The organism is Rhizobium aureum, assembly GCF_030182495.1.
Lineage (GTDB): Bacteria > Pseudomonadota > Alphaproteobacteria > Rhizobiales > Rhizobiaceae > Rhizobium > Rhizobium tropici_C.
In genome coordinates this window covers 87,968-106,793 of the sequence record NZ_JAQJCI010000017.1, presented here as the reverse complement: position 1 = coordinate 106,793, position 18,826 = coordinate 87,968, and the positions used below count along the sequence as shown (strand labels likewise).

Below are 18,826 nucleotides of genomic sequence, written 5' to 3'. Positions count from 1 at the left end.
CCAGGGCCTGTGCTATTGGTGCGGAGCTATGCGCTTGATTCGTTTGATGCTCATCCTTGCCGTTCTTGCCTTCGCCGCCACCGCCTCGGCTGGCGAAGATTGCCGGAAGGTTGAGCATCTCGGCGACAGCTACACGGTTTGCACCTTCGATCCCGCCCGTTACGACATCCAGATTTTCCAAAATGATCACAACGGCAAGCCTTACGGCTCGTTCCGGGCACTGGAGATAGATCTGCGCCAGGATCGCGTCTATGTGCGCTTTGCCATGAATGGCGGCATGTATCTCGATGATCAATCTCCTGTTGGTCTCTTCATCGAAAACGGGCGCGAGGTAAAGGCGATCAACACCAATAGGGGCTGGGGCAATTTCCATCTCTTGCCGAACGGGGTTTTCTATGTCGATAGAGGCAAGGCCGGGATCGTGGAAAGCAAGACCTTCGCTGCTTCCGGTACAAAGCCGTTCTATGCGACTCAGTCCGGCCCGATGCTCGTCATCGACGGCAAGCTTCATCCGTCATTTCTGGCCGATAGCACCAGTCTCAAGACGAGAAACGGCGTCGGCGTCACCGCCGATGGGCTCGTCGTGTTTGCGATTTCCGACGGCCCGGTGCGCTTCCACGATTTTGCGACGCTGTTCCGCGATGATCTGCAATGTCCGAATGCGCTGTTTCTCGACGGCAGCATTTCCAGCATCGACATACCGGAATGGCAAAGGCGCGACAGCCTGTTTCCGCTCGGTCCGATCATTGCGGTAACACAAATGCTGCCAGGCTAGGGCAGCTTCCATACACAGGCAAGAATGCCTTCCCGAAGCTCTCCATCGGCTCTCGGCCTCGCAAGGTTTGAGCAAGGCCCATCGCGCAGTTTCCAAGCGAGGGGTTCCAGCGAGTCTTCGAGAAGGATCAACATGTACGCGCAAGCGGAGAAGCAGACTGTCGCATCGCATGGCGCGGAACACGCCCTGCCAGCCTTTCCTTTCGGTTGGGAGCATCACAAGGATCGGCACTGCATTTGGATCGTCAGCCCAGAGGGCTACGTGCACAGCCGCGCTTTCGAGGATGTTGCCCTTGGTCTCCACTACGCCTTTGCCGAACTCGGCGGCAGCGCGCCTCTGGTTACCGATCCGCGAGAGTGGAACGGACGGGTGCCGATCGTTTACGGCGCAAATTTGCTGCCGTCGGTCGCAGCGCAATGGCTGCCGCCCGAGAGCATCATCGTGAATATGGAGCAGGTCTCGGCTGAAAGCAGTTGGATCAATCATCGCTATCTCGGATTGCTCAAGAAATTCGCCGTGCTCGATTACAGCGAGCGCAATCGCCAGGGACTGGCCAGGTTCGGCGTTCCCGCTGAAATTCTCGATGTAGGATACAACAGGCACCTGACGCGTGTGCCGCAAGCGCCGGTGAAGGATATCGACGTTCTCTTTTACGGCTCGATCAACGAACGCCGCAAGAATGTGCTTGTGGCGCTGCAAGCAAGCGGGCTGAACCTCGTTCACCTGTTCGGTGTCTACGGCACCGAGCGCGACGCCTTCATCGGGCGCTCCAAAATCGTCCTCAACGTGCATCATTTCGACGCCGCGATCTTCGAGATTTGCCGCGTTTCCTTCCTGCTTGCCAATGGCGCCTGTGTCGTCAGCGAGGGCAATATCCATGACCCGGAAGTGGCCGCTTTTGCCAAGGGAATGGCGTTTTGCAACTATGATCGGCTTGTCGAAACCTGCATCGAACTCGTTCGCGACGACGAGAGACGGTCGGCAATCGGGGGCCGCGGCTTCGGCCTCATGTGCGAGCGCCAGCAGGCGGCCATCCTTTCCGCTTTGATGACGAGGGGCGGCTAGGTTTTTTTAGAGCATTTTGGCGGCGAACCGGGCGCCTGTGGCGGGTGAATCGGCAAACGACATGTGAAGGCGGACTGCGACTATGACTGGAAATGAAACGATCTACATCCTCTGCCCACCCAATCATATGACGGGCGGCCCGGAAGCCCTTCACCAGCTCTGCGCGAGGCTGACCAAAATCGGGCGCAACGCCAGAATGGTCTATACCAACGGTTCCGATCACTCGCTGATGCCGTCCCCTAAGGGGGAAACAGCGATGGTATTTCGGGAATACGAGAATGCCATCCATCCGCAATATCGGGCCTACGCGACCGAAAGCTCGGACTATATCATCGACAACGAAGACGCGATCGTGGTATTTCCGGAGATATGGCCGCATCTGATTCCGCTCTTCAAGAAGGCGGTTAAGGCCTTTTGGTGGTTGAGTTTCGATTACGGCATGGGACATCTGATGCCGTTGGGCGGCGTGCAGTTCCTTCTGGCGAACGACTGCAAGATGTTGTCGCAATCCGCTTATGCCACGGCACAGCTCAGTGTTTTGGGCTTCAGCGATGTCTTGCGGATCTCGGATTTTACGACACTGGCAAACAACGTGGCGCCACAGCCGCTTCAGCAGCGGCGCGATCTGGTTCTGTTCAACGACAAGGCCGAGGCTTTCGAGCGCCAACTGGCGATCATGTCTCCGCAATATGAATTCAAGATCCTGAGCAACATGTCGCCGACGGAAGTCCACCAAAACATGGCGCAGGCGAAGCTCTATGTCGACTTCGGTCCGCATGCCGGCAAGGATCGCATGCCGCGTGAAGCGGCGCTCCTCGGATGCTGCGTGATCACCGGTCGGAACGGTTCGGCCAACAATTTCGAGGATTTGCCCATTCCGGCCAAATACAAGTTCGGCAACCATCTCCAAAGAATGCACGAGATTTCAAGGGCGATCGGTGACGTGATCCAGAATTTCCCGGAGAGGTTCGAGGATTTCGGCGTCTACCGGCGCTCTATTGCCGTCGAAGAGACAAAGTTCGAACTGGAGGTCTTCAGTGTATTCGGGCAGGTCTGATCGAAAGTTGGCGGCAAGAAGGTTGGTCTTGCGATCATGATCAATTTCGCCGATGTTTGACTTGCTTGTGGTTGGCGCCGGCTTTTATGGCGCGACGATCGCGGAGCGGGTGGCCAACGAGCTTGCAGAAGAACGTGCTTCTGATCGATCGGCGAAGCCATATCGGCGGCAACGCCTATAGCGAGTTCGACAGAGACCGGTATCGAGGTTCACCGCTACGGCACGCATCTCTTTCATAAGCCGAACGAACTGGTCTGGGCCCATCTCAACAGCTTCACTGCATTCACCGGCTACAAGCATCGTGTCTATGATCGCGGTCGAACAGCCGTCAATCGTGCCCAGGACATCATCGATGCGAGGCAGCTTGCTCGACGGTGGGCGGCAGACATCCCGCTGCGCTTAATCTGCGCTTCTGCCAAGAAAATCGATGATGTCTCTTTGCTTTTCGTAAAATACTTCCTTGGGAAGGCGCATATATTCGTTGTCGTCATCGATCTCAGTGGTGATGGCGCCCATCTTTTTGTGAAAGCTGATGACCTTCCTGTTTTCCCGTCTCACGTCAAAATGGCTTTCGTCAAAGCCAAGGTGTTCAAAACCGATGCGGTAGACCAACAGGGCCGATTCAATCGCCGCATAGCGGGATTTATTGTGATCCAAGATCCAGCTTCCCCAACAGAAGGAGGGCCCGCGGAAATCATAGAGGCGCACGGTACCGCATGCGACTTTGTCCAATCGCTCGATAACAAAATAGAACTCCTCGCCTTGCTGCTCGCGTTGGACATATCGCTCGATCCATGCGCGCTGCGCTTCGGCGGAGGCGGGAGGCGGGGAGAGATGGGTATTGTAGAGAGGATCGATGCGCAGCGAATAAATGTAATCCGCATGCTCGCTCCGGGCGGGGACCAGCTGTATGGTCTTCAACTGCAGTTTATCGAACCAGTCAAAATTCGTCATTTGCGGCGCTACTCGGCGTTTGAGGCTTTTGTCGAAAGCAAGCATTCGGGGAATGCTGCCCGGGATCAGAGACCAGCCGGGACCGGTTCGGTCATGTTCAGCAGTTTCTGCCGGAAGACATCGGGCGCATGGAATTGCTGATAGAATTCTCTGTTGGACGCGCCCATGGCCTTGCCCGTCGTCCTGATTTTGTCGACGGCAGCCGGGACGTCGCCGAGGTGCGAGATGATTGCCGCCGAGCCGAGTTCGCCATCAACCCAGCGAAAAAGCGGAAGTTTCTCGGGCGGCTCCGCCCTGAGAATAGGCAGCCCGAGGGCAAGAGCTTCGACTCTTGCTTTTCCGCCGCCGACCGGATGAGATTCCAGATAGAAGTCGGGCGCGATCTCCTTCAGACGCGTGACAAGTGAGGGAACCGGACCCTCGAAGACAATCCTGCCGGGATCTGAGCCATCGATCGCTAGCTGATTGCGGACCTGCTGCTGCAGCACATCCGGGAACGGGCCGATGTGATGCAATCGGTCGACGCCGGCTTTGAGAAGGGCCGAGGCCAATTGCGGATAGCCGAAACCGACTTCGCCATGGAATTTTTGGGCGCTTCCAGAAGTTACGCAGACCAGGGATGTCGCTTCGTCGGTCGGCCCGTCGCAGACCATGCCATGATCGGCGGCGCTCATATGCAGCATTTTCGGACCGAACTTCAGATGTTTGCGACAAGCGCCGTGGCATTCCGGCGTCAGATCAAAATGCTCGTAGTCGGTTCGGGTGGCGCCAAGGCTCGGCTGGTGATCCGCATGATGCAGGAAATGGACTCGGGGTGCGCTGTAACCGCAAACTGCGCCGTAGGCGACGCTATCGAAATGATGGGCGTTCAGGAAAATCGTATGCGGCGCCAGATTGCGAATGAGCGCGACCAGCTCTTTGACCCGGTCGAAGAGCGCTTGGCGATGCAAATAGATGACCGACAGGCCGAGGGTCGCGAAGCGCTCCTGCAGGAGTTTGGAGAGTTGGGGCGGCCGCCCCGCGGCTCCGCCCGTCAAGACGAGGACATGACGCTTGTCGGGCAAATTGGCGACGATGTCTTCCAGCACGCGCGTGTGGCCGCCGGTATCGTATACTTCCGTTGCAACGTGCAGAACGGCGTTCTTGTGGCGCCCTTCCAGATTATAGTCGCAGAGCGATAGCGCCAGTTTTTGCAGATAGCCATCGGAAATCGGCTCGAAAAGGGCCTGGCCCCTGAACCGCGGATCGCTCAACATCTCGAAGAACATCTGCGTCAGCATCGCCAGAAAGCTTTCGATCTCGTTGCTCTCAAACATCGTCTTCAACTCCTGCTCAAGACTATTGATGTTGATGAACATGGCGTTTCCTTTTGTTCGGGAAGCTTTCGCAAGCGGCGGCCGTCAGGAACCATTGAACCCGGTTCCCTTCCGGTCCCTTCGCTGGTTATACGGCGAAGGCGTTGACGGCATTGATGACGCGTTCGACCTGCTCGGCATTCATCGCCGGACTCATGGGCAGGGAGAGAACGTCGCGATGGATGGCCTCCGTCAGCGGCAGGCTGACATCGCTCATCACATGCCGGTAACAGGTCTGCTTATGGATCGGTATCGGGTAATGCACCGCGGTCTGAATGTCCTGCTCGGCAAGGTGAGCGGCCAACGCATCCCTTTGCTTGCAGCGAACCACAAAGAGGTGCCAGACGTGACTTGCCGGATCGCCCGAAACGACGGGCAGCTGCAGATGCTGATTGACGATATCTCTGCAATAGCGCTCGGCGATCTTGCGCCGGCGTGCGTTCTGTTCGTCTAGGTGCGGCAGCTTCGCCCGCAGGAACGCTGCCTGTATCTCGTCGAGGCGGCTGTTCGGGCCTTGATGACTGTTATGGTATTTTCGCTCCGACCCGTAATTGCGTATCGCCTTCAGCAGAGCCGCGAGTTCGTCGTCATCGGTGGTGATCGCACCGCCGTCGCCGAGTGCGCCGAGATTCTTCGTCGGATAAAAGCTGAAGCCCGCGGCATGGCCGAAGGTTCCGACCTTTCGGGCGCCGATCGCCGCGCCATGCGCCTGCGCGCTGTCTTCAATGAGCAGAAGTCCATGCTTCCGGCAAGAGGCCGCGATAGCGGGCATATCGGCGGCTTGACCATAGAGATGGACTGCCATCGCCGCCTTTGCATTTTGCAGTACGCCGGCTTCGATACCTTCTGCAGACAGATTGTAAGTGGCTTCATCGGGTTCGACGAGAACAGGGCGAAGATTGTTCTCCGTGATCGCCAGCACGCTCGCTATGTAGGTGTTGGCCGGTACGATGACGCCATCGCCATCCTTCAATTTCCCTTGTTCCTTCCAGGCACGCAGCGTGAGCGTCAGGGCATCGAGGCCGTTGCCGACGCCGATCGCATGCCTTGTGCCGATATAGGAGGCAAACTCGTTCTCGAAAGCTTCCAGTTCCTTGCCGAGGATGAACCAGCCGCTGGAAACGACGCGCTTGGCAGCATCATCGAGCGCGGTCTGAATGTCCGTCTGTGTCGCGGACAGGTCGAAAAAGGGAACCGTATTCATTATGCGCCCCTAACCACCTGCACGAACTCTTCATAATCGCGATAGTAGTCGGCCTCGTCATAGTGTTCCGAGGCGAGAACGAGGCAGACGGAGCCTGACGAGAAATTATCCAGCTCACGCCATGTCATCACCGGAACATAGAGGCCGTAATAGGAGCGATTGAGCGAGAACCGCTTCTTTTCGAAGCCGTTATCCAGAACGACGTCGAAGCTGCCGGATATGGCAATGATCAGTTGACGGAGCTGTTTATGGGCATGTCCGCCGCGATGGGCGCCGCCCGGAACGTCGTAAAGGTAATAGACACGCTTGATGTCGAACGGCGCGTGGCGATTACCTTCGAGAAAGGTCAAATTCCCACGGTTGTCGGGTATGCGCGGAAAGTTGAGAATCTCCCAGCCACCCGATTGCTCGCGCACATCTGAAAAATTGAGCATGCCTTATCGATCCTCCATGGGATTAGGCCCGATCGCCCGACATCCTTTGCTCGCCGGTGCCGGATCAGAGCCTCCAAAGGCCAATTTGCCACTCCACACTTGTCCGAAACTGTCGTCGATCGGATTGAGGTGACATTACCACTGCACTACCCCGCCAACGGGGCGGAAGACAACGCAGGCCGTCGCATGGGGAACGCTCTAGCTCATCTGCAACAGGACGTCATTCAAGGCTTGCCCCTCGTTTCTGTGATCGTTTGCGGTGTTCGTCGGCAATTGGCGGAGGGCGAATTAACCCGGATCGTAGGATCGCATCGGCATTTCCGATCCGACTTGCTTGCGGCGAAAGCGAAACGCGAACGGCGAGGCTGACTGGATGAGAGATAGCCTATGGGCGGTACCGATGCCCCGAGAGCAGCCGAGCTCGCGCCCGCGACGGGGCGAACAGAGATTCTGCCGTCGGCGGAGGCATGAACGTCAACAGTACTGCGAGCAAGGAAGGTCATGGGAAGCAACCCGCTTTGTGTCACTCCGCACAAGCGGTTTTTCGGCCTTGATCCGTTCGGCCGGTGACACTTACCCGACAGGTTGCTTGCGCCAGGCTTGAAAGCCCAGCGCAACGATGTGCTCTTTAAACGCGCCGGCGGCGTTCGCGAGCCGGGGCCGCGCCGCTTTCGCTGGCGGTCTTGTTGCGCAAGGGGCCGATCTTTTCGATGATCGTTTCCAACGTCGGGCGAGGGCCGGGTACGTAGCTGTCCAGCGCTTGCCGCATGGCGGCGAGATGCCCGCAGGAGGTGCCGCAGCAGCCGCCGATGATCCTGGCGCCGGCATCGCGGGCAAGGCGTGCATAGTCGGCCATCAGCGGCGGCGTGCCGGAATAATGGATCTCGGCGCCGCGATATTCCGGAATACCGCAATTGCCCTTGACGATGACGATCGCGGAGGCATCCGCTTCCGTCATGTCGAGAAGGCTTGACAGGATATCCGAGGCGCCGACGCCGCAATTGGCGCCGACGGCGAGCGGGCCTTCGCCGATGTCGGCGGCGACGGCGTGAATATCCTTCGGATGCAGACCCATCATGGTCTTGCCGGCCGTGTCGAACGAGCCGGTATAGGTATAGGGCAGGCCGACCTTGGCGGCAGCTTCGGCTGCGGCGCGGATCTCTTCCGGCGAGGACATGGTTTCGATCCATGCGACATCGGCGCCTCCGGCTTGGAGGCCTTCGATCTGCTCGACGAAGGCCGCGACGGCGTCTTCATAGGTCAACGCGCCGAGCGGCATCAGCAGCTCTCCTGTCGGTCCCACCGAACCGCCGACGATGACCTTGCGGCCGGCCTTGTCGGCAACCGCACGAGCGATCTCGGCCGCCGTCTTGTTGAGGCTGTGGACGCGATCCTGCGCATGGTGCAGCTTGAGACGATGGCGGGTGCCGCCGAAGGTGTTGGTCAGGATGATGTCGGCGCCCGCATCGACGAAATCCTGATGCAGCTTCGTGATGCGCTCCGGATGCTGTTCGTTCCAGAGTTCGGGGGCTTCGCCGGCCTCGAGGCCCATGGCAAAAAGATTGGTGCCCGTGGCGCCGTCGGCAAGCAGCACGCCCTTTTCAGCAAGAAGATCGGTCAAGGGATTGATGGCGACGGTCATGGTTTGTCCTCGGATGCGTCGAATATCTGGATATCAAATGCAGATATAAACATTTCTTTATGTGAACACAATGACTAGATGGTCCGCTTGTCTCGATGTGCCGACCAGACAAGAAAAAAGCGCCCCATGAAGGGCGCTTTCGTTGCAGCGCTTTGGTTCAGGCCGCCGCCATCTCGGCCGCCTCATGGGTCTTGGGCGTGACCATGGCGGCGATGATGCTTTGCAGATCTATGATGCCGACAGGTTTTCCGCCGGCGTCGGTGACGAGCGCTCCGGTCTGGCCGGCTTCGGTTATCTGTTTGGCGGCGAGTTCCAGGGTCATATCGCCGGGCACGCGTGTGGTGACGGACTCGCCCCCAAGCGGCTTCATGATCGTCTGGGCCTGTATGACGCGACCGCGGTTCACTTCCTTGACGAAGGCGGTAATGTAGTCGTCCGCCGGCTGCAGCACGATTTGCTGACCGGTTCCCTGCTGCACGACCTTGCCGTCGCGCAGGATCGCGATCTTGTCGCCAAGGCGCAGCGCCTCGTCGAGATCATGGGTGATGAAGACGACGGTTTTCTTCAATTCCTTCTGAAGATCGAGCAGAACAGTTTGCATATCCACGCGGATCAACGGATCGAGGGCCGAATAGGCTTCGTCCATCAGCAGGATATCGGCATCGTTCGTCAATGCCCTGGCAAGCCCGACACGCTGCTGCATGCCGCCGGAAAGCTGGTTCGGATAGTGCCTCTCGAAGCCCTTGAGGCCGACGCGCTCGATCCAGTATTGGCCCTTCTTCTCGCTTTCAGAACGCGGCACACCTTGGATATCCAGGCCGTAGATCGTGTTCTCGATCACCGTGCGATGTGGCAGCAGCGCGAATTTCTGGAACACCATCGCCGTCTTGTGGCGGCGGAATTCGCGCAGGTCATTTTCGTTCATCTTGCAGACGTCGACGCCGTCATAGAGCACTTCGCCGACGGTCGGCTCGATCAGCCGGTTGATATGACGGATCAGCGTCGACTTGCCCGAGCCGGAAAGGCCCATGACGACGGTGATGGCACCGGCCGGCATGTCGATGCTGATATCCTGCAGGCCGAGCACATGGCCATGCGTCTCGTTGAGCTCTGCCTTGCCCAAGCCGTTCTTGACCTGGTCGACATAGTCGCGTCCGCGCGGGCCGAAGATCTTGTAGAGGCTTTTTATCTGTATCGCGTGACTAGCCATGAATGACCTCCGAGTGCTTCTGGAGCCGTCTGCCATAGGCCTGGCTCGTGCGGTCGAAAATGATGGCGATGGCAACCAGGGCGAAACCGTTGAGGAACCCGACAGTGAAGAACTGATTGTTGATCGCCTGCAGCGTGTTCTTGCCAAGCCCCCCGACCCCAACCATGGAGGCGACGACGACCATGGCGAGCGACATCATGATGGTCTGGTTGATGCCTGCCATGATGGTTGGCAGCGCCAGTGGGATCTGCACGTTGAACAGTTTCTGGCGATGCGACGACCCGAAGGCGTCGGCGGCTTCCAGAACTTCCTTGTCCACGAGCCGGATGCCGAGATTGGTCAGGCGGATCATCGGCGGGACGGCATAGATGACAACGGCGATAAGACCCGGGACTTTGCCGATGCCGAAGATGACGACGACGGGGATCAGATAAACGAAGCTCGGCATGGTCTGCATCACGTCGAGGGTCGGATTGACGATCGACTGCAGCCGGTCGGAGCGCGCCATCAGAATGCCGATCGGCAGGCCGATGACGATGGCGATGAGCGTACAGACCGTCACCATGGCAAGCGTTACCATCGTGTCGGTCCAAAGGCCGAAGACGCCGATGAGGATCATCGAGATCGCCGTGCCTAAAACGATCTTCAGGTTACGGCTTGCGGCATAGACGACGAGCATCATGACGACGAGCACGATGAACCAGGGCGTATTGGTAAAAGCCCATTCCAGATAATTCAGAAACCACTGCAGAGGCTGCACGACGGCATCGATGATGTTGCCGTAGGCGCGCACGGATGCGCGAAACCCGTCATCGATATTCTTGCGCGCAAGACGTATGAGCGATTCATCTATTGCCGGAAAGTTGCAGAGCACACTCGGCAGGATCGTACACTGGATAGCCATGTATTTCCCCTTCTTGGTCCGGTTCTGTCCTGGTCCGGCGTGTGGCTTTCACGCGCAGATGGCATTGCAGCGCTGCGACCGGTTCTTCAGGCTGCCCTTCAATTCTTACAGTATTTGCCTTCTCTGATCTGCACTCGTTGCGACCTTGCGGCGTGTCATCCCGTCAGCAATGAGAGCCGCCGCTGTCGATTCCGGCGAATACGAAATCGGCGGCAGGCGCTGGCCAGCCGCCGATTCCACGACACGATTAGAGCGAAGCCTTCACCTTGGTGGCGACTTCCGGGGCGACCCACTTGGTCCACATGTCCGGATAGGTCTTGAGGAAGTACTTGGCGCCATCCTCGTTGGTACCCTGATTGTCGGTCATCCAGGCGAGAACCTTGCCGACGGTGCCGTTATCCCACTTGCGGGTCTTCATGTAATCCATGGCGACGCCCGCCTTCTCGGCAAAGGACTTGGTTACGACGGTATAGACGTCCGAAACCGGATAGGAGTTCACCTTCGGGTTGGCGCAATCCTGCTGCGACGTGCAGGCATCCCATTCCTTCTTGTCGTGTGGCACATTGAAGCTCAGGCGAACCATCTCGTACTTGCCGAGGATGGCCGTTGGAGCCCAATAGTAGCCGAGCCAGCCGGTCTTCTTTTCGAAAGCGTTGGCGATCGAACCGTCGAGGCCCGCGGCGGAGCCGGTATCGACCAGCGTGAAGCCGAGCTTTTCGGCACCGAGCGCCTTGTAGAGATTGGCTGTGGAGATCTGGCAGTTCCAGCCCGACGGGCAATTGTAGATCGCAGCCTTGGAAGCATCTTCCGGCGCAGGGAAGAGCTCCGGATGCTTCAGCGCGTCCTGGACGGTCTTGATATCGGGGTGGGCGTCGGCGACGAATTTCGGAATCCACCAGCCTTCGACACCGCCATCGCTCAGGAGCGGTGCTGCTTCGATCAGGCTGCCTTCGGATACGGCCTTGTCGAGTGCAGTGCGCACGGCGTTGACCCAGAGTTCCGGAGCGACGTCCGGCTCACCCTTTTCGTTCATTGAGGTGAATGTCGGCTGCGTATCGCCGGTCACCAGCGTCACGTTGCAGCCGTAGCCGTTTTGCAGAATGATCTTGTCGACCTGGGCTGCGACGCCGGCGGATGCCCAGTTCATTTCGGCGATCGATACATTGCCGCATTCTGCAGCCTGCGCCGAGCCAGCCAAAGCATAGGCGCCGAATGCCAGGATGGCGGAAGCGAGTAGCTTCTTCATTTGGTATTGTCTCCCAATTTTTCGTTGCGTGGCGGAAATCGACCCCAAACGCTTTCGATTTCTGTCGATCCCCTGTCAGCGTGGTCCTACCGCAACCGTTCCTACACCGCTGACGATGCGAGCACGGTCCCCTTGCTGCCGTCGTGCATCTGGTCTTTTTGCGACCGCGGAACTTTGTCGCGGCCGGATGTTTCTTGCATCGACAGAAGGCAGCCTAAGGATTTGAATGAATAAATCAACAGCCTGCCGGCCATTCGGAGTTATCGCGTCTCTTGGAGAAGCTGATATAAGCATCTGAATTAGCCTGTTTTCTGCTATTCATGGCTGCAAAACAGGCAATGTGAGGCTTCGATGAAGCGCTTCCTTGGGTGCGGAGTTAAATGGGGCTCAAATATCGCGTCCCTGAAAGACGTTTTATGTTCAATTTGCGGCCTTTGCGATTTCTCAATGCAAAGAAGAGAATTTTCGAAAAAATTTCAGATTCACTCTAATTTAAGCACTTAATAACCCTACGGTAACGATGTCGGGTTATCAATCGAGACGTGGCGGGGGACACACCGCTGCTTCTTCGGATCAGGTATCGCGTCCCGGAGAAAGCGAACCTTGCGGTGTATGTGCAGGGAAGCCGGCGTTTTTTGGCAAGCCGCGTTGATCTCCGGATCGCGCGGTTTTCGCGTTTCAGCCGTACCGTTTCGGGGCACCTGGCGATGCGATCTCACGTTTCAAGTCAAAATTAAAGCCGCCGATGCGGTCGCATGGCGGCTTGATGTGCGCAGGCCCGTGGCTTGACCGGAGATCAGCCGACGTTATAGGTGCGGATGAAGCCGACGGTCCCGAAGCGGGTGTCGAGCTGCTGCAGGCGGTTCTCCGGGCGGTGGGTTGGAAGCTTGCCATTCCACGCGATCTGGATGGAATTCTGTCTGTTGAAGATGAAGAGCATTGGGGTATCCTCCGAGCCGGGGCGGCCCATTTCGTTGTTTGTTTTCGCGACGGAGATAATCCTCTCCAGCGTAACTCACAACGGATGAAATCGTCATCCAATGTCGCAAACAGAGCATATTTCGAAGTGATGCATTTTTGTATCTGGACTGCTGCTTCCAGCCGTTGAGCATAGTGGCAAAATCAAGGCGAAACTCCGCGTTTCCAGTGGCTGCAGCATATCGAGGTGGTGGGGAATGACAAAGGCGATCATGCTGCAGGGAACCGGCTCCGATGTCGGAAAAACGGTATTGGTCGCGGGGTTGTGCCGGCTGTTCGCCAACAGGGGCGTGAGGGTCCGTCCGTTCAAGCCGCAGAATATGTCCAACAATGCCGCCGTTGCCGAGGATGGCGGCGAGATAGGCCGGGCTCAATGGCTGCAATCGCTGGCGGCGCGCGTGCCGTCATCCGTTCACATGAATCCGGTGCTGTTAAAGCCGCAATCGGAGACGGGCAGCCAGATTATCGTGCAGGGCAAGGTCTGGGGGAATGCCAAGGGGCGGGATTATCAGGCGCTGAAGCCGCAGCTGCTTGGCGCGGTGCTTGAAAGTTTTGCCGCGATGCGTGCCGGAACCGATCTCGTCATCGTCGAGGGGGCCGGTTCTCCCGCCGAGATCAATCTGCGACGGGGCGATATCGCCAATATGGGCTTTGCGACGCGGACAAACGTTCCTGTCGTACTCGTAGGGGACATCGACCGCGGCGGCGTGATCGCATCGCTGGTCGGCACCTACCATATTCTGCCGGAAGAAGATCGCCGGATGATCCGCGGCTACATCATCAATAAGTTTCGCGGCGACGTCTCCCTGTTCGGAGAGGGCATCGAGGCGATCGGCGGCTTCACGGGCTGGCAATGCCATGGCGTCGTGCCATGGCTCAAAGCGGCCGCGCGCCTGCCGGCCGAGGATTCCGTCGTATTGGAGCGGCTGGCGCGCGGCTCCTCCGGCGCGTTGAAGGTCGCCGTGCCCGTGCTGTCGCGCATTGCCAATTTCGACGATCTCGATCCGTTGCGGGCCGAGCCCGATGTCGATCTCGTCTTTGTCCGGGCGGGTGAGCATCTGCCTACCGATGCGGGGCTTGTGGTTCTGCCGGGTTCAAAGTCCACGATCGGTGACTTGCTCGATCTGCGCGAGCAGGGATGGGACCGCGACATTGCCGCACATGTGCGTCGCGGCGGCCGCGTCATCGGCATTTGCGGCGGCTATCAGATGCTCGGCCATACCGTTTACGATCCGCTCGGCATCGAGGGATCGGTTACCGAGACGCCTGGATTGGGCCTGCTGGATATCGAGACGGAAATGGCGCCGGAAAAGACGGTGCGCAACAGCAAGGCCGTCTCCAGGGAATATGACGTGCCGTTGTCGGGCTATGAAATCCATCTCGGGGTAACGCGTGGGGCGGACTGTGAACGACCCTCGACTGTCATTGACGGCCGGCCCGATGGAGCCATATCGCCGGACGGGCGCATCATGGGCACCTATCTACATGGGCTCTTTAGCAGCGATGCCTATCGAGCAAAGCTGCTCGCGAGCTTTGGCCTTGCCGGTGAGCGCACGGATTATCGAGCAAGCGTCGATGCGGCGCTGGACGACGTTGCCGGGGAATTGGAGAGCGTGCTCGACCCTGCCTGGCTCGACAGCCTGGTTCGATAAAACTCAGGTCGGTGATCTGCTTCAGAGTTCGCCCGAGACTTCCCGGCGGCGGCGGTCGAGCTCCTCGCTGTAGCGGCGCAGCGTATAGCTTTCTGTCAGCAGGCCGATTACCTTGCGTTCGATCAGATCGTTGACGACGACGAGCGCTTCACTCTTGGTCTGCTCGAACATGGCGGCCGCTTGCTTGGCGTTCATCTGCGGCTGCAGGAATTCATTGCGCAGCTGGATGAAATCGGAAAGCCCGTGTTCCTCGTCATCCTTTTCGACCGGGCTCGCATAGACGTCGGGCACGAGGACCATTCCTGCATATTTGTCGTTCTTGTCGACCAGGATGACGCGCTGGGCCGAGCCGATCGGGAAATTCTTGCGGAATTCCTCGATGCTCATGTCAATGCTGGCTGTATGCACGTCGGGGCGCATCATGCGGGCAACCGTGAGATTGCGGATCCAGCCGACGTCATGGGCGCTGCGTATGCTTTCGCCGCGCAGATGGAAGCGCCAGGTGGCGAAGGAATAGCCGAAGGTGGTGCGGACCACGAGCGAGGATGTGATGACGGCGGCCAGCACGAGGGCGGTAATCGGGAAGTCGCCGGAAATTTCCAGCGCCAGAAACGTCATCGTCAGCGGCCCGCCGATGATCGCGACGGCCAGCGAACTCATGCCGACCACGGCATAGACGGCTGGCGTCAGCGCATTGTGATCGAAATAGGGGGCGCAATAGGCGAAGATTTTGCCGAGAAGCGCACCCATGAACAGAGATGCGAAGAATAGACCACCTCTGAAGCCTGAGCCGATCGAGACAGCAGAGGCCAGCGATTTGAGGAGGAACAGCCCCACCAGGGCCCCGAACGTCACGTCCGTCGACAGGTTGAGATGCAGGGCGCCGTGTCCCGCTGACAAAACCTGCGGGGAGATCAGCGCCAGGCTCCCGACGACAAGGCCGCCGAGCGCCGGGCGGAAGGGCGGCGCGATCGAACTCTTGCGTGCGAGCTCCTCGGTCCAGGCGACGCCCTGCATGATCAGGACGCCGACGCCGGCGCAGAAGGCGCCGAGCAGAACTGCCGGCAGATAATCGGCGGGGGCGATCGATCCGATATGGCCGATATCGATGGCAAAGTCGTCACCGGCCAGCAGCCTTGCGATCATCGTCGATATCAATGCCGAGACGACGACAGGCGTCAGCGTTAGGATCGAATAGGTGCCGATGATCAGCTCGAAGGCGTAGAAGGCGCCCGTGAGCGGCGCATTGAAGGCGGCGGCAATCGCGCCGGCGGCGCCGCAGCCGACGAGCATGCGCAGGTCCGCGCGGCGCATCTGCATCTTGTAGCCGAATTTCGAGGCGATGCCGGCGGCAAGCTGGGTATAGCCTGCCTCGAGGCCAACGGAGGCACCGAATCCATTCGAGATCAGGTTCTGCACGGCGACGAGGATACTGTCGGTGAGCGACATGCGACCGCCGTGCAGCGCATTGGCTTCGATCGGGTCGACCATCGGCTTCTTGCGTGTGCGCGATAATATATAGAGCAGGATACCGAGGATAATGCCTCCCGCGATCGGCGCGATCAGCAACACCGATTTGTCGGGAATCGCCACCGCCGCCGAACTCAGGCGCTCATAGTCGGTTATGCCGTAGATGAGGCTGTGAAGTTTGCGGGAGATGAAGCTCATCGCCGTTACGGCACAGCCGGAGGCTATTCCCACCAGCGCGCCGGCGAAAACAAGTCCCAGTTCGCCACGGCGCAGCAATGCCCTGAACCGACCGAGATCGAACAGGGCGGAGAAGACGCCGAGGCGGCGCGGTTGGAATTTCTGCAGCATTGGGAACGAACGATATGTTTTTTCGAATGTGAGGGCTTACCCTCTATAGACTTCTAACATCAAAGAAATGCGGCAAAAAAGCCGCTGATTTTGCGGGAATGTCAGGTCAATTTCGCAATCGGGACGTTTGGCATCGCATCCATGCCCTTGATTGACTTGAAGTCGGTGAAAGCCTAATCATTGCCCGTATAACGAATGGTTCCCGGGCGGCGATCTGCCGCATGGGATGAAAAGGGAATGTGAAGGGACGGACCCAACCCGGGCGTTCTCATCACAGCCGACCCCGCGACTGTAGAGCGGTCAGGGTCTTTCGTTCGGTTTGAAGCCGATTCCGTCGATGGTTCGCATGGGGCGAACGGGGCGGGGCAGGCGCAAATCGAAAAAGCCACTAGTGTGGCATCATGATCAACCGGGGCTGGACGCCTCTTATTCTACGAATCGTCCGCCTTTTCATGATGCATTGCCGGGAAGGCGAGAAAGATCCGCTGGCGCACGATCGGGGGCGACCGGCTTCGGTCAGCCCCCGTCGCGGCGCCTCATCCGCGAGCCAGGAGACCTGCCATGCGTGCCGGGCGCAGAGCCTGTTTTGGGACGCGAGTTCCGCTGCCAGCACGGAGGTTGTCATGGCGCAAGACGAGTTTTCGGCGTGTAGACGCCCGTTTCCCGGTTCCAGCGACGTGCTGCCGACCCTCGCTTCCGCACGGGGGTGGGCATAACGCATGTCGGCTTCGATTTCCCAAGCGATCTTCGTCCTCGGTGGTGCGCGTTCCGGCAAATCCAGGTTTGCCGAATCTCTGGTGTCGGATACCGGTCTCGAACGTCACTATGTGGCGACAGGGCAGGCGTGGGACGACGAGATGCGCGAACGCATCGCCAAGCATCGGGCCGACCGCGGCGATCTATGGCAGACGCATGAGGAGCCGATCGATCTCGTCGGGCAGCTCGCGGCTATCGACGCGGAGAGGCGGGCGGTGCTTATCGACTGCCTGACGCTCTGGGTAACCAATCTGATGATGGCCGAGCGTGACATGGCGGCGGAATTTGCCGCTCTCACTGCATTTCTGCCAACTGCGCGATCAAGGCTCGTTCTCGTCTCCAATGAGGTAGGCCTGGGAATCGTGCCGGAAAATCGCATGGCGCGCGAATTTCGCGACCATGCCGGCCGTCTGCACCAGATGGTCGCGGCGGCGAGTGCCGAAGTTTATTTTATCGCAGCGGGCCTGCCGCTGAAAATGAAGGGTTGATCCATATGAATCAGGAAAAGATTCCCGCCACCGTCATCACCGGCTTCCTGGGAGCCGGCAAGACGACGATGATCCGCAACCTCCTGCAGAATGCCGGCGGCAAGAAGATCGCGCTGATCATCAACGAATTCGGCGATCTCGGCGTCGATGGCGACGTTCTGAAGGGGTGCGGCGCGGAGAACTGCACGGAAGACGACATCATCGAGCTCACCAACGGCTGCATCTGCTGCACTGTCGCCGATGATTTCATTCCCACCATGACGAAACTGCTGGAGCGCGATGCGCGCCCGGATCACATCGTCATCGAAACATCGGGCCTCGCGCTGCCGCAGCCGCTGGTCGCCGCCTTCAACTGGCCCGACATTCGCACCCATGTCACGGTCGACGGCGTCATCACTGTCGTTGACAGCGCCGCCGTTGCCGCCGGCCGCTTCGCCGACGATCACGACGCTGTCGAGGCTGCCCGCGTCGAGGACGACTCGCTGGACCACGAAAGCCCGATCGAGGAACTGTTCGAAGATCAGCTGACCTGTGCCGATCTGATCGTGCTCAACAAGACCGATCTGATCGACGTCGACGGACTCGGCCGTGTGCGCGCCGAGGTCGCCTCGCGCACCGCCCGCAAGCCGATAATCATCGAGGCGAAGAATGGTGACGTGCCCGCTGCCGTCCTGCTCGGCCTCGGCATTGGCACGGAAGACGATATCGTCAACCGCAAATCCCATCATGAACTGGAGCATGAGGACGGCACGCCGCATGACCACGACGAATTCGACAGCTTCGTCGTCGAACTCGGCCCGATTGCCGATCCGGCCGCCTTCGTCGATGCGCTGAAGCGCGTGATTGCGGAGCATGATGTGCTGCGCCTCAAGGGCTTCGTCGATGTCCCCGGCAAGCCTATGCGCCTGCAGCTTCAGGCCGTCGGCAGTCGCATCGACACCTATTTCGATCGCGCCTGGACGCCGGGTGAAGCGCGCGCGACCCGGCTCGTGGTGATCGGCCTGCACGAGATGGACGAGACGATCGTTCGCAAAGCGATTGAAGCGCTGGTCTGATCGATGTCCCGATTTTGCTGTGCGATACCCCCCTCTGTCCCTTGCGGGACATCTCCCCCACAAGGGGGGAGATTGGGAACTCACGACTACGTTTTTGCGAAACGGCTGACTACCGAGGTTTTAGTGGCTTCGAATGGTCGATGGGGTGAGGCATGGCACCAAACAATTTCCCCCTTTGTGGGGGAGATGTCCCGGAGGGACAGGGGGGGGTATGCCGCCGCATACTCTAAGAT

General features: G+C 59.0%; 16 protein-coding genes and 1 riboswitch. Of the genes, 6 read left to right on the top strand and 10 right to left on the bottom strand.

The genetic code is table 11. The annotated features are described in order from the left end of the window. Nucleotides 1-28: 28 nt before the first annotated feature. The 3 genes from PH552_RS27330 (at nucleotide 29) to PH552_RS27320 (ending at nucleotide 2,897) form a co-directional block, all read left to right on the top strand. On the top strand, nucleotides 29-775 hold the full coding sequence (locus tag PH552_RS27330) for a phosphodiester glycosidase family protein (protein WP_483315509.1): 747 nt from the start codon (nucleotides 29-31) through the stop codon (nucleotides 773-775). 132 nt (nucleotides 776-907) lie between these two features. Beyond that, nucleotides 908-1,840: a CgeB family protein gene (locus PH552_RS27325; RefSeq protein WP_112343962.1), complete on the top strand. Its 933-nt coding sequence runs from the start codon at nucleotides 908-910 to the stop codon at nucleotides 1,838-1,840. 82 nt (nucleotides 1,841-1,922) lie between these two features. Continuing rightward, nucleotides 1,923-2,897, top strand: a complete 975-nt coding sequence (locus PH552_RS27320; RefSeq protein WP_145644372.1) for a hypothetical protein — start codon at nucleotides 1,923-1,925, stop codon at nucleotides 2,895-2,897. Between the two features lie 399 nt (nucleotides 2,898-3,296). Here PH552_RS27320 and PH552_RS27315 read toward each other — a convergent pair whose 3' ends face one another. From PH552_RS27315 to PH552_RS27275, 9 genes are all read right to left on the bottom strand, one after another. Beyond that, nucleotides 3,297-3,896: a GNAT family N-acetyltransferase gene (locus tag PH552_RS27315; RefSeq protein ID WP_210209435.1), complete on the bottom strand. Its 600-nt coding sequence runs from the start codon at nucleotides 3,894-3,896 to the stop codon at nucleotides 3,297-3,299. Between the two features lie 20 nt (nucleotides 3,897-3,916). Then, nucleotides 3,917-5,209 carry a glycosyltransferase family protein gene (locus PH552_RS27310; protein WP_112343964.1) on the bottom strand — a complete coding sequence of 431 codons (1,293 nt, stop codon included), beginning with the start codon at nucleotides 5,207-5,209 and terminating at the stop codon, nucleotides 3,917-3,919. Nucleotides 5,210-5,294: 85 nt separating this feature from the next. Next, on the bottom strand, nucleotides 5,295-6,410 hold the full coding sequence (locus tag PH552_RS27305; protein WP_112343965.1) for a DegT/DnrJ/EryC1/StrS family aminotransferase: 1,116 nt from the start codon (nucleotides 6,408-6,410) through the stop codon (nucleotides 5,295-5,297). Then, nucleotides 6,410-6,844, bottom strand: a complete 435-nt coding sequence (locus tag PH552_RS27300; protein WP_285166421.1) for a sugar 3,4-ketoisomerase — start codon at nucleotides 6,842-6,844, stop codon at nucleotides 6,410-6,412. The genes PH552_RS27305 and PH552_RS27300 overlap by 1 nt, the downstream gene beginning before the upstream one ends. A gap of 628 nt (nucleotides 6,845-7,472) precedes the next feature. Next, on the bottom strand, nucleotides 7,473-8,486 hold the full coding sequence (gene bmt, locus PH552_RS27295; RefSeq protein ID WP_285166420.1) for a betaine--homocysteine S-methyltransferase: 1,014 nt from the start codon (nucleotides 8,484-8,486) through the stop codon (nucleotides 7,473-7,475). Nucleotides 8,487-8,643: 157 nt separating this feature from the next. Further along, the gene (locus tag PH552_RS27290) at nucleotides 8,644-9,696 is read right to left on the bottom strand and encodes a quaternary amine ABC transporter ATP-binding protein (RefSeq protein ID WP_112343968.1); all 1,053 of its coding nucleotides are present in this window, start codon (nucleotides 9,694-9,696) and stop codon (nucleotides 8,644-8,646) included. Further along, nucleotides 9,689-10,600: an ABC transporter permease gene (locus PH552_RS27285; RefSeq protein WP_112343969.1), complete on the bottom strand. Its 912-nt coding sequence runs from the start codon at nucleotides 10,598-10,600 to the stop codon at nucleotides 9,689-9,691. The genes PH552_RS27290 and PH552_RS27285 overlap by 8 nt, the downstream gene beginning before the upstream one ends. Before the next feature lie 247 nt (nucleotides 10,601-10,847). Then, entirely contained in the window at nucleotides 10,848-11,846 is a 999-nt protein-coding gene (locus PH552_RS27280) for an ABC transporter substrate-binding protein (RefSeq protein ID WP_112343970.1), read from the bottom strand. Nucleotides 11,847-12,642: 796 nt separating this feature from the next. Beyond that, nucleotides 12,643-12,786: a hypothetical protein gene (locus PH552_RS27275; protein WP_169645061.1), complete on the bottom strand. Its 144-nt coding sequence runs from the start codon at nucleotides 12,784-12,786 to the stop codon at nucleotides 12,643-12,645. 235 nt (nucleotides 12,787-13,021) lie between these two features. Here PH552_RS27275 and PH552_RS27270 point away from each other — a divergent pair, with 235 nt between their 5' ends. Continuing rightward, the gene (locus PH552_RS27270; protein ID WP_112343971.1) at nucleotides 13,022-14,476 is read left to right on the top strand and encodes a cobyric acid synthase; all 1,455 of its coding nucleotides are present in this window, start codon (nucleotides 13,022-13,024) and stop codon (nucleotides 14,474-14,476) included. A 21-nt stretch (nucleotides 14,477-14,497) separates the two neighbouring features. Here the strand turns inward: PH552_RS27270 and PH552_RS27265 are convergent, their stop codons facing one another. Next, on the bottom strand, nucleotides 14,498-16,294 hold the full coding sequence (locus PH552_RS27265; RefSeq protein ID WP_112343972.1) for a chloride channel protein: 1,797 nt from the start codon (nucleotides 16,292-16,294) through the stop codon (nucleotides 14,498-14,500). Between the two features lie 179 nt (nucleotides 16,295-16,473). After that, a riboswitch (cobalamin riboswitch) is annotated at nucleotides 16,474-16,872 on the top strand. Nucleotides 16,873-17,013: 141 nt separating this feature from the next. On the opposite strand from PH552_RS27265, the gene cobU reads away from it, so the two are divergent. Together cobU and cobW are read left to right on the top strand one after the other, a co-directional pair. Further along, nucleotides 17,014-17,538 carry a bifunctional adenosylcobinamide kinase/adenosylcobinamide-phosphate guanylyltransferase gene (cobU, locus tag PH552_RS27260; protein ID WP_112343973.1) on the top strand — a complete coding sequence of 175 codons (525 nt, stop codon included), beginning with the start codon at nucleotides 17,014-17,016 and terminating at the stop codon, nucleotides 17,536-17,538. Nucleotides 17,539-17,543: 5 nt separating this feature from the next. Continuing rightward, nucleotides 17,544-18,593, top strand: a complete 1,050-nt coding sequence (cobW, locus tag PH552_RS27255) for a cobalamin biosynthesis protein CobW (RefSeq protein WP_112344066.1) — start codon at nucleotides 17,544-17,546, stop codon at nucleotides 18,591-18,593. Nucleotides 18,594-18,826 lie beyond the last annotated feature (233 nt).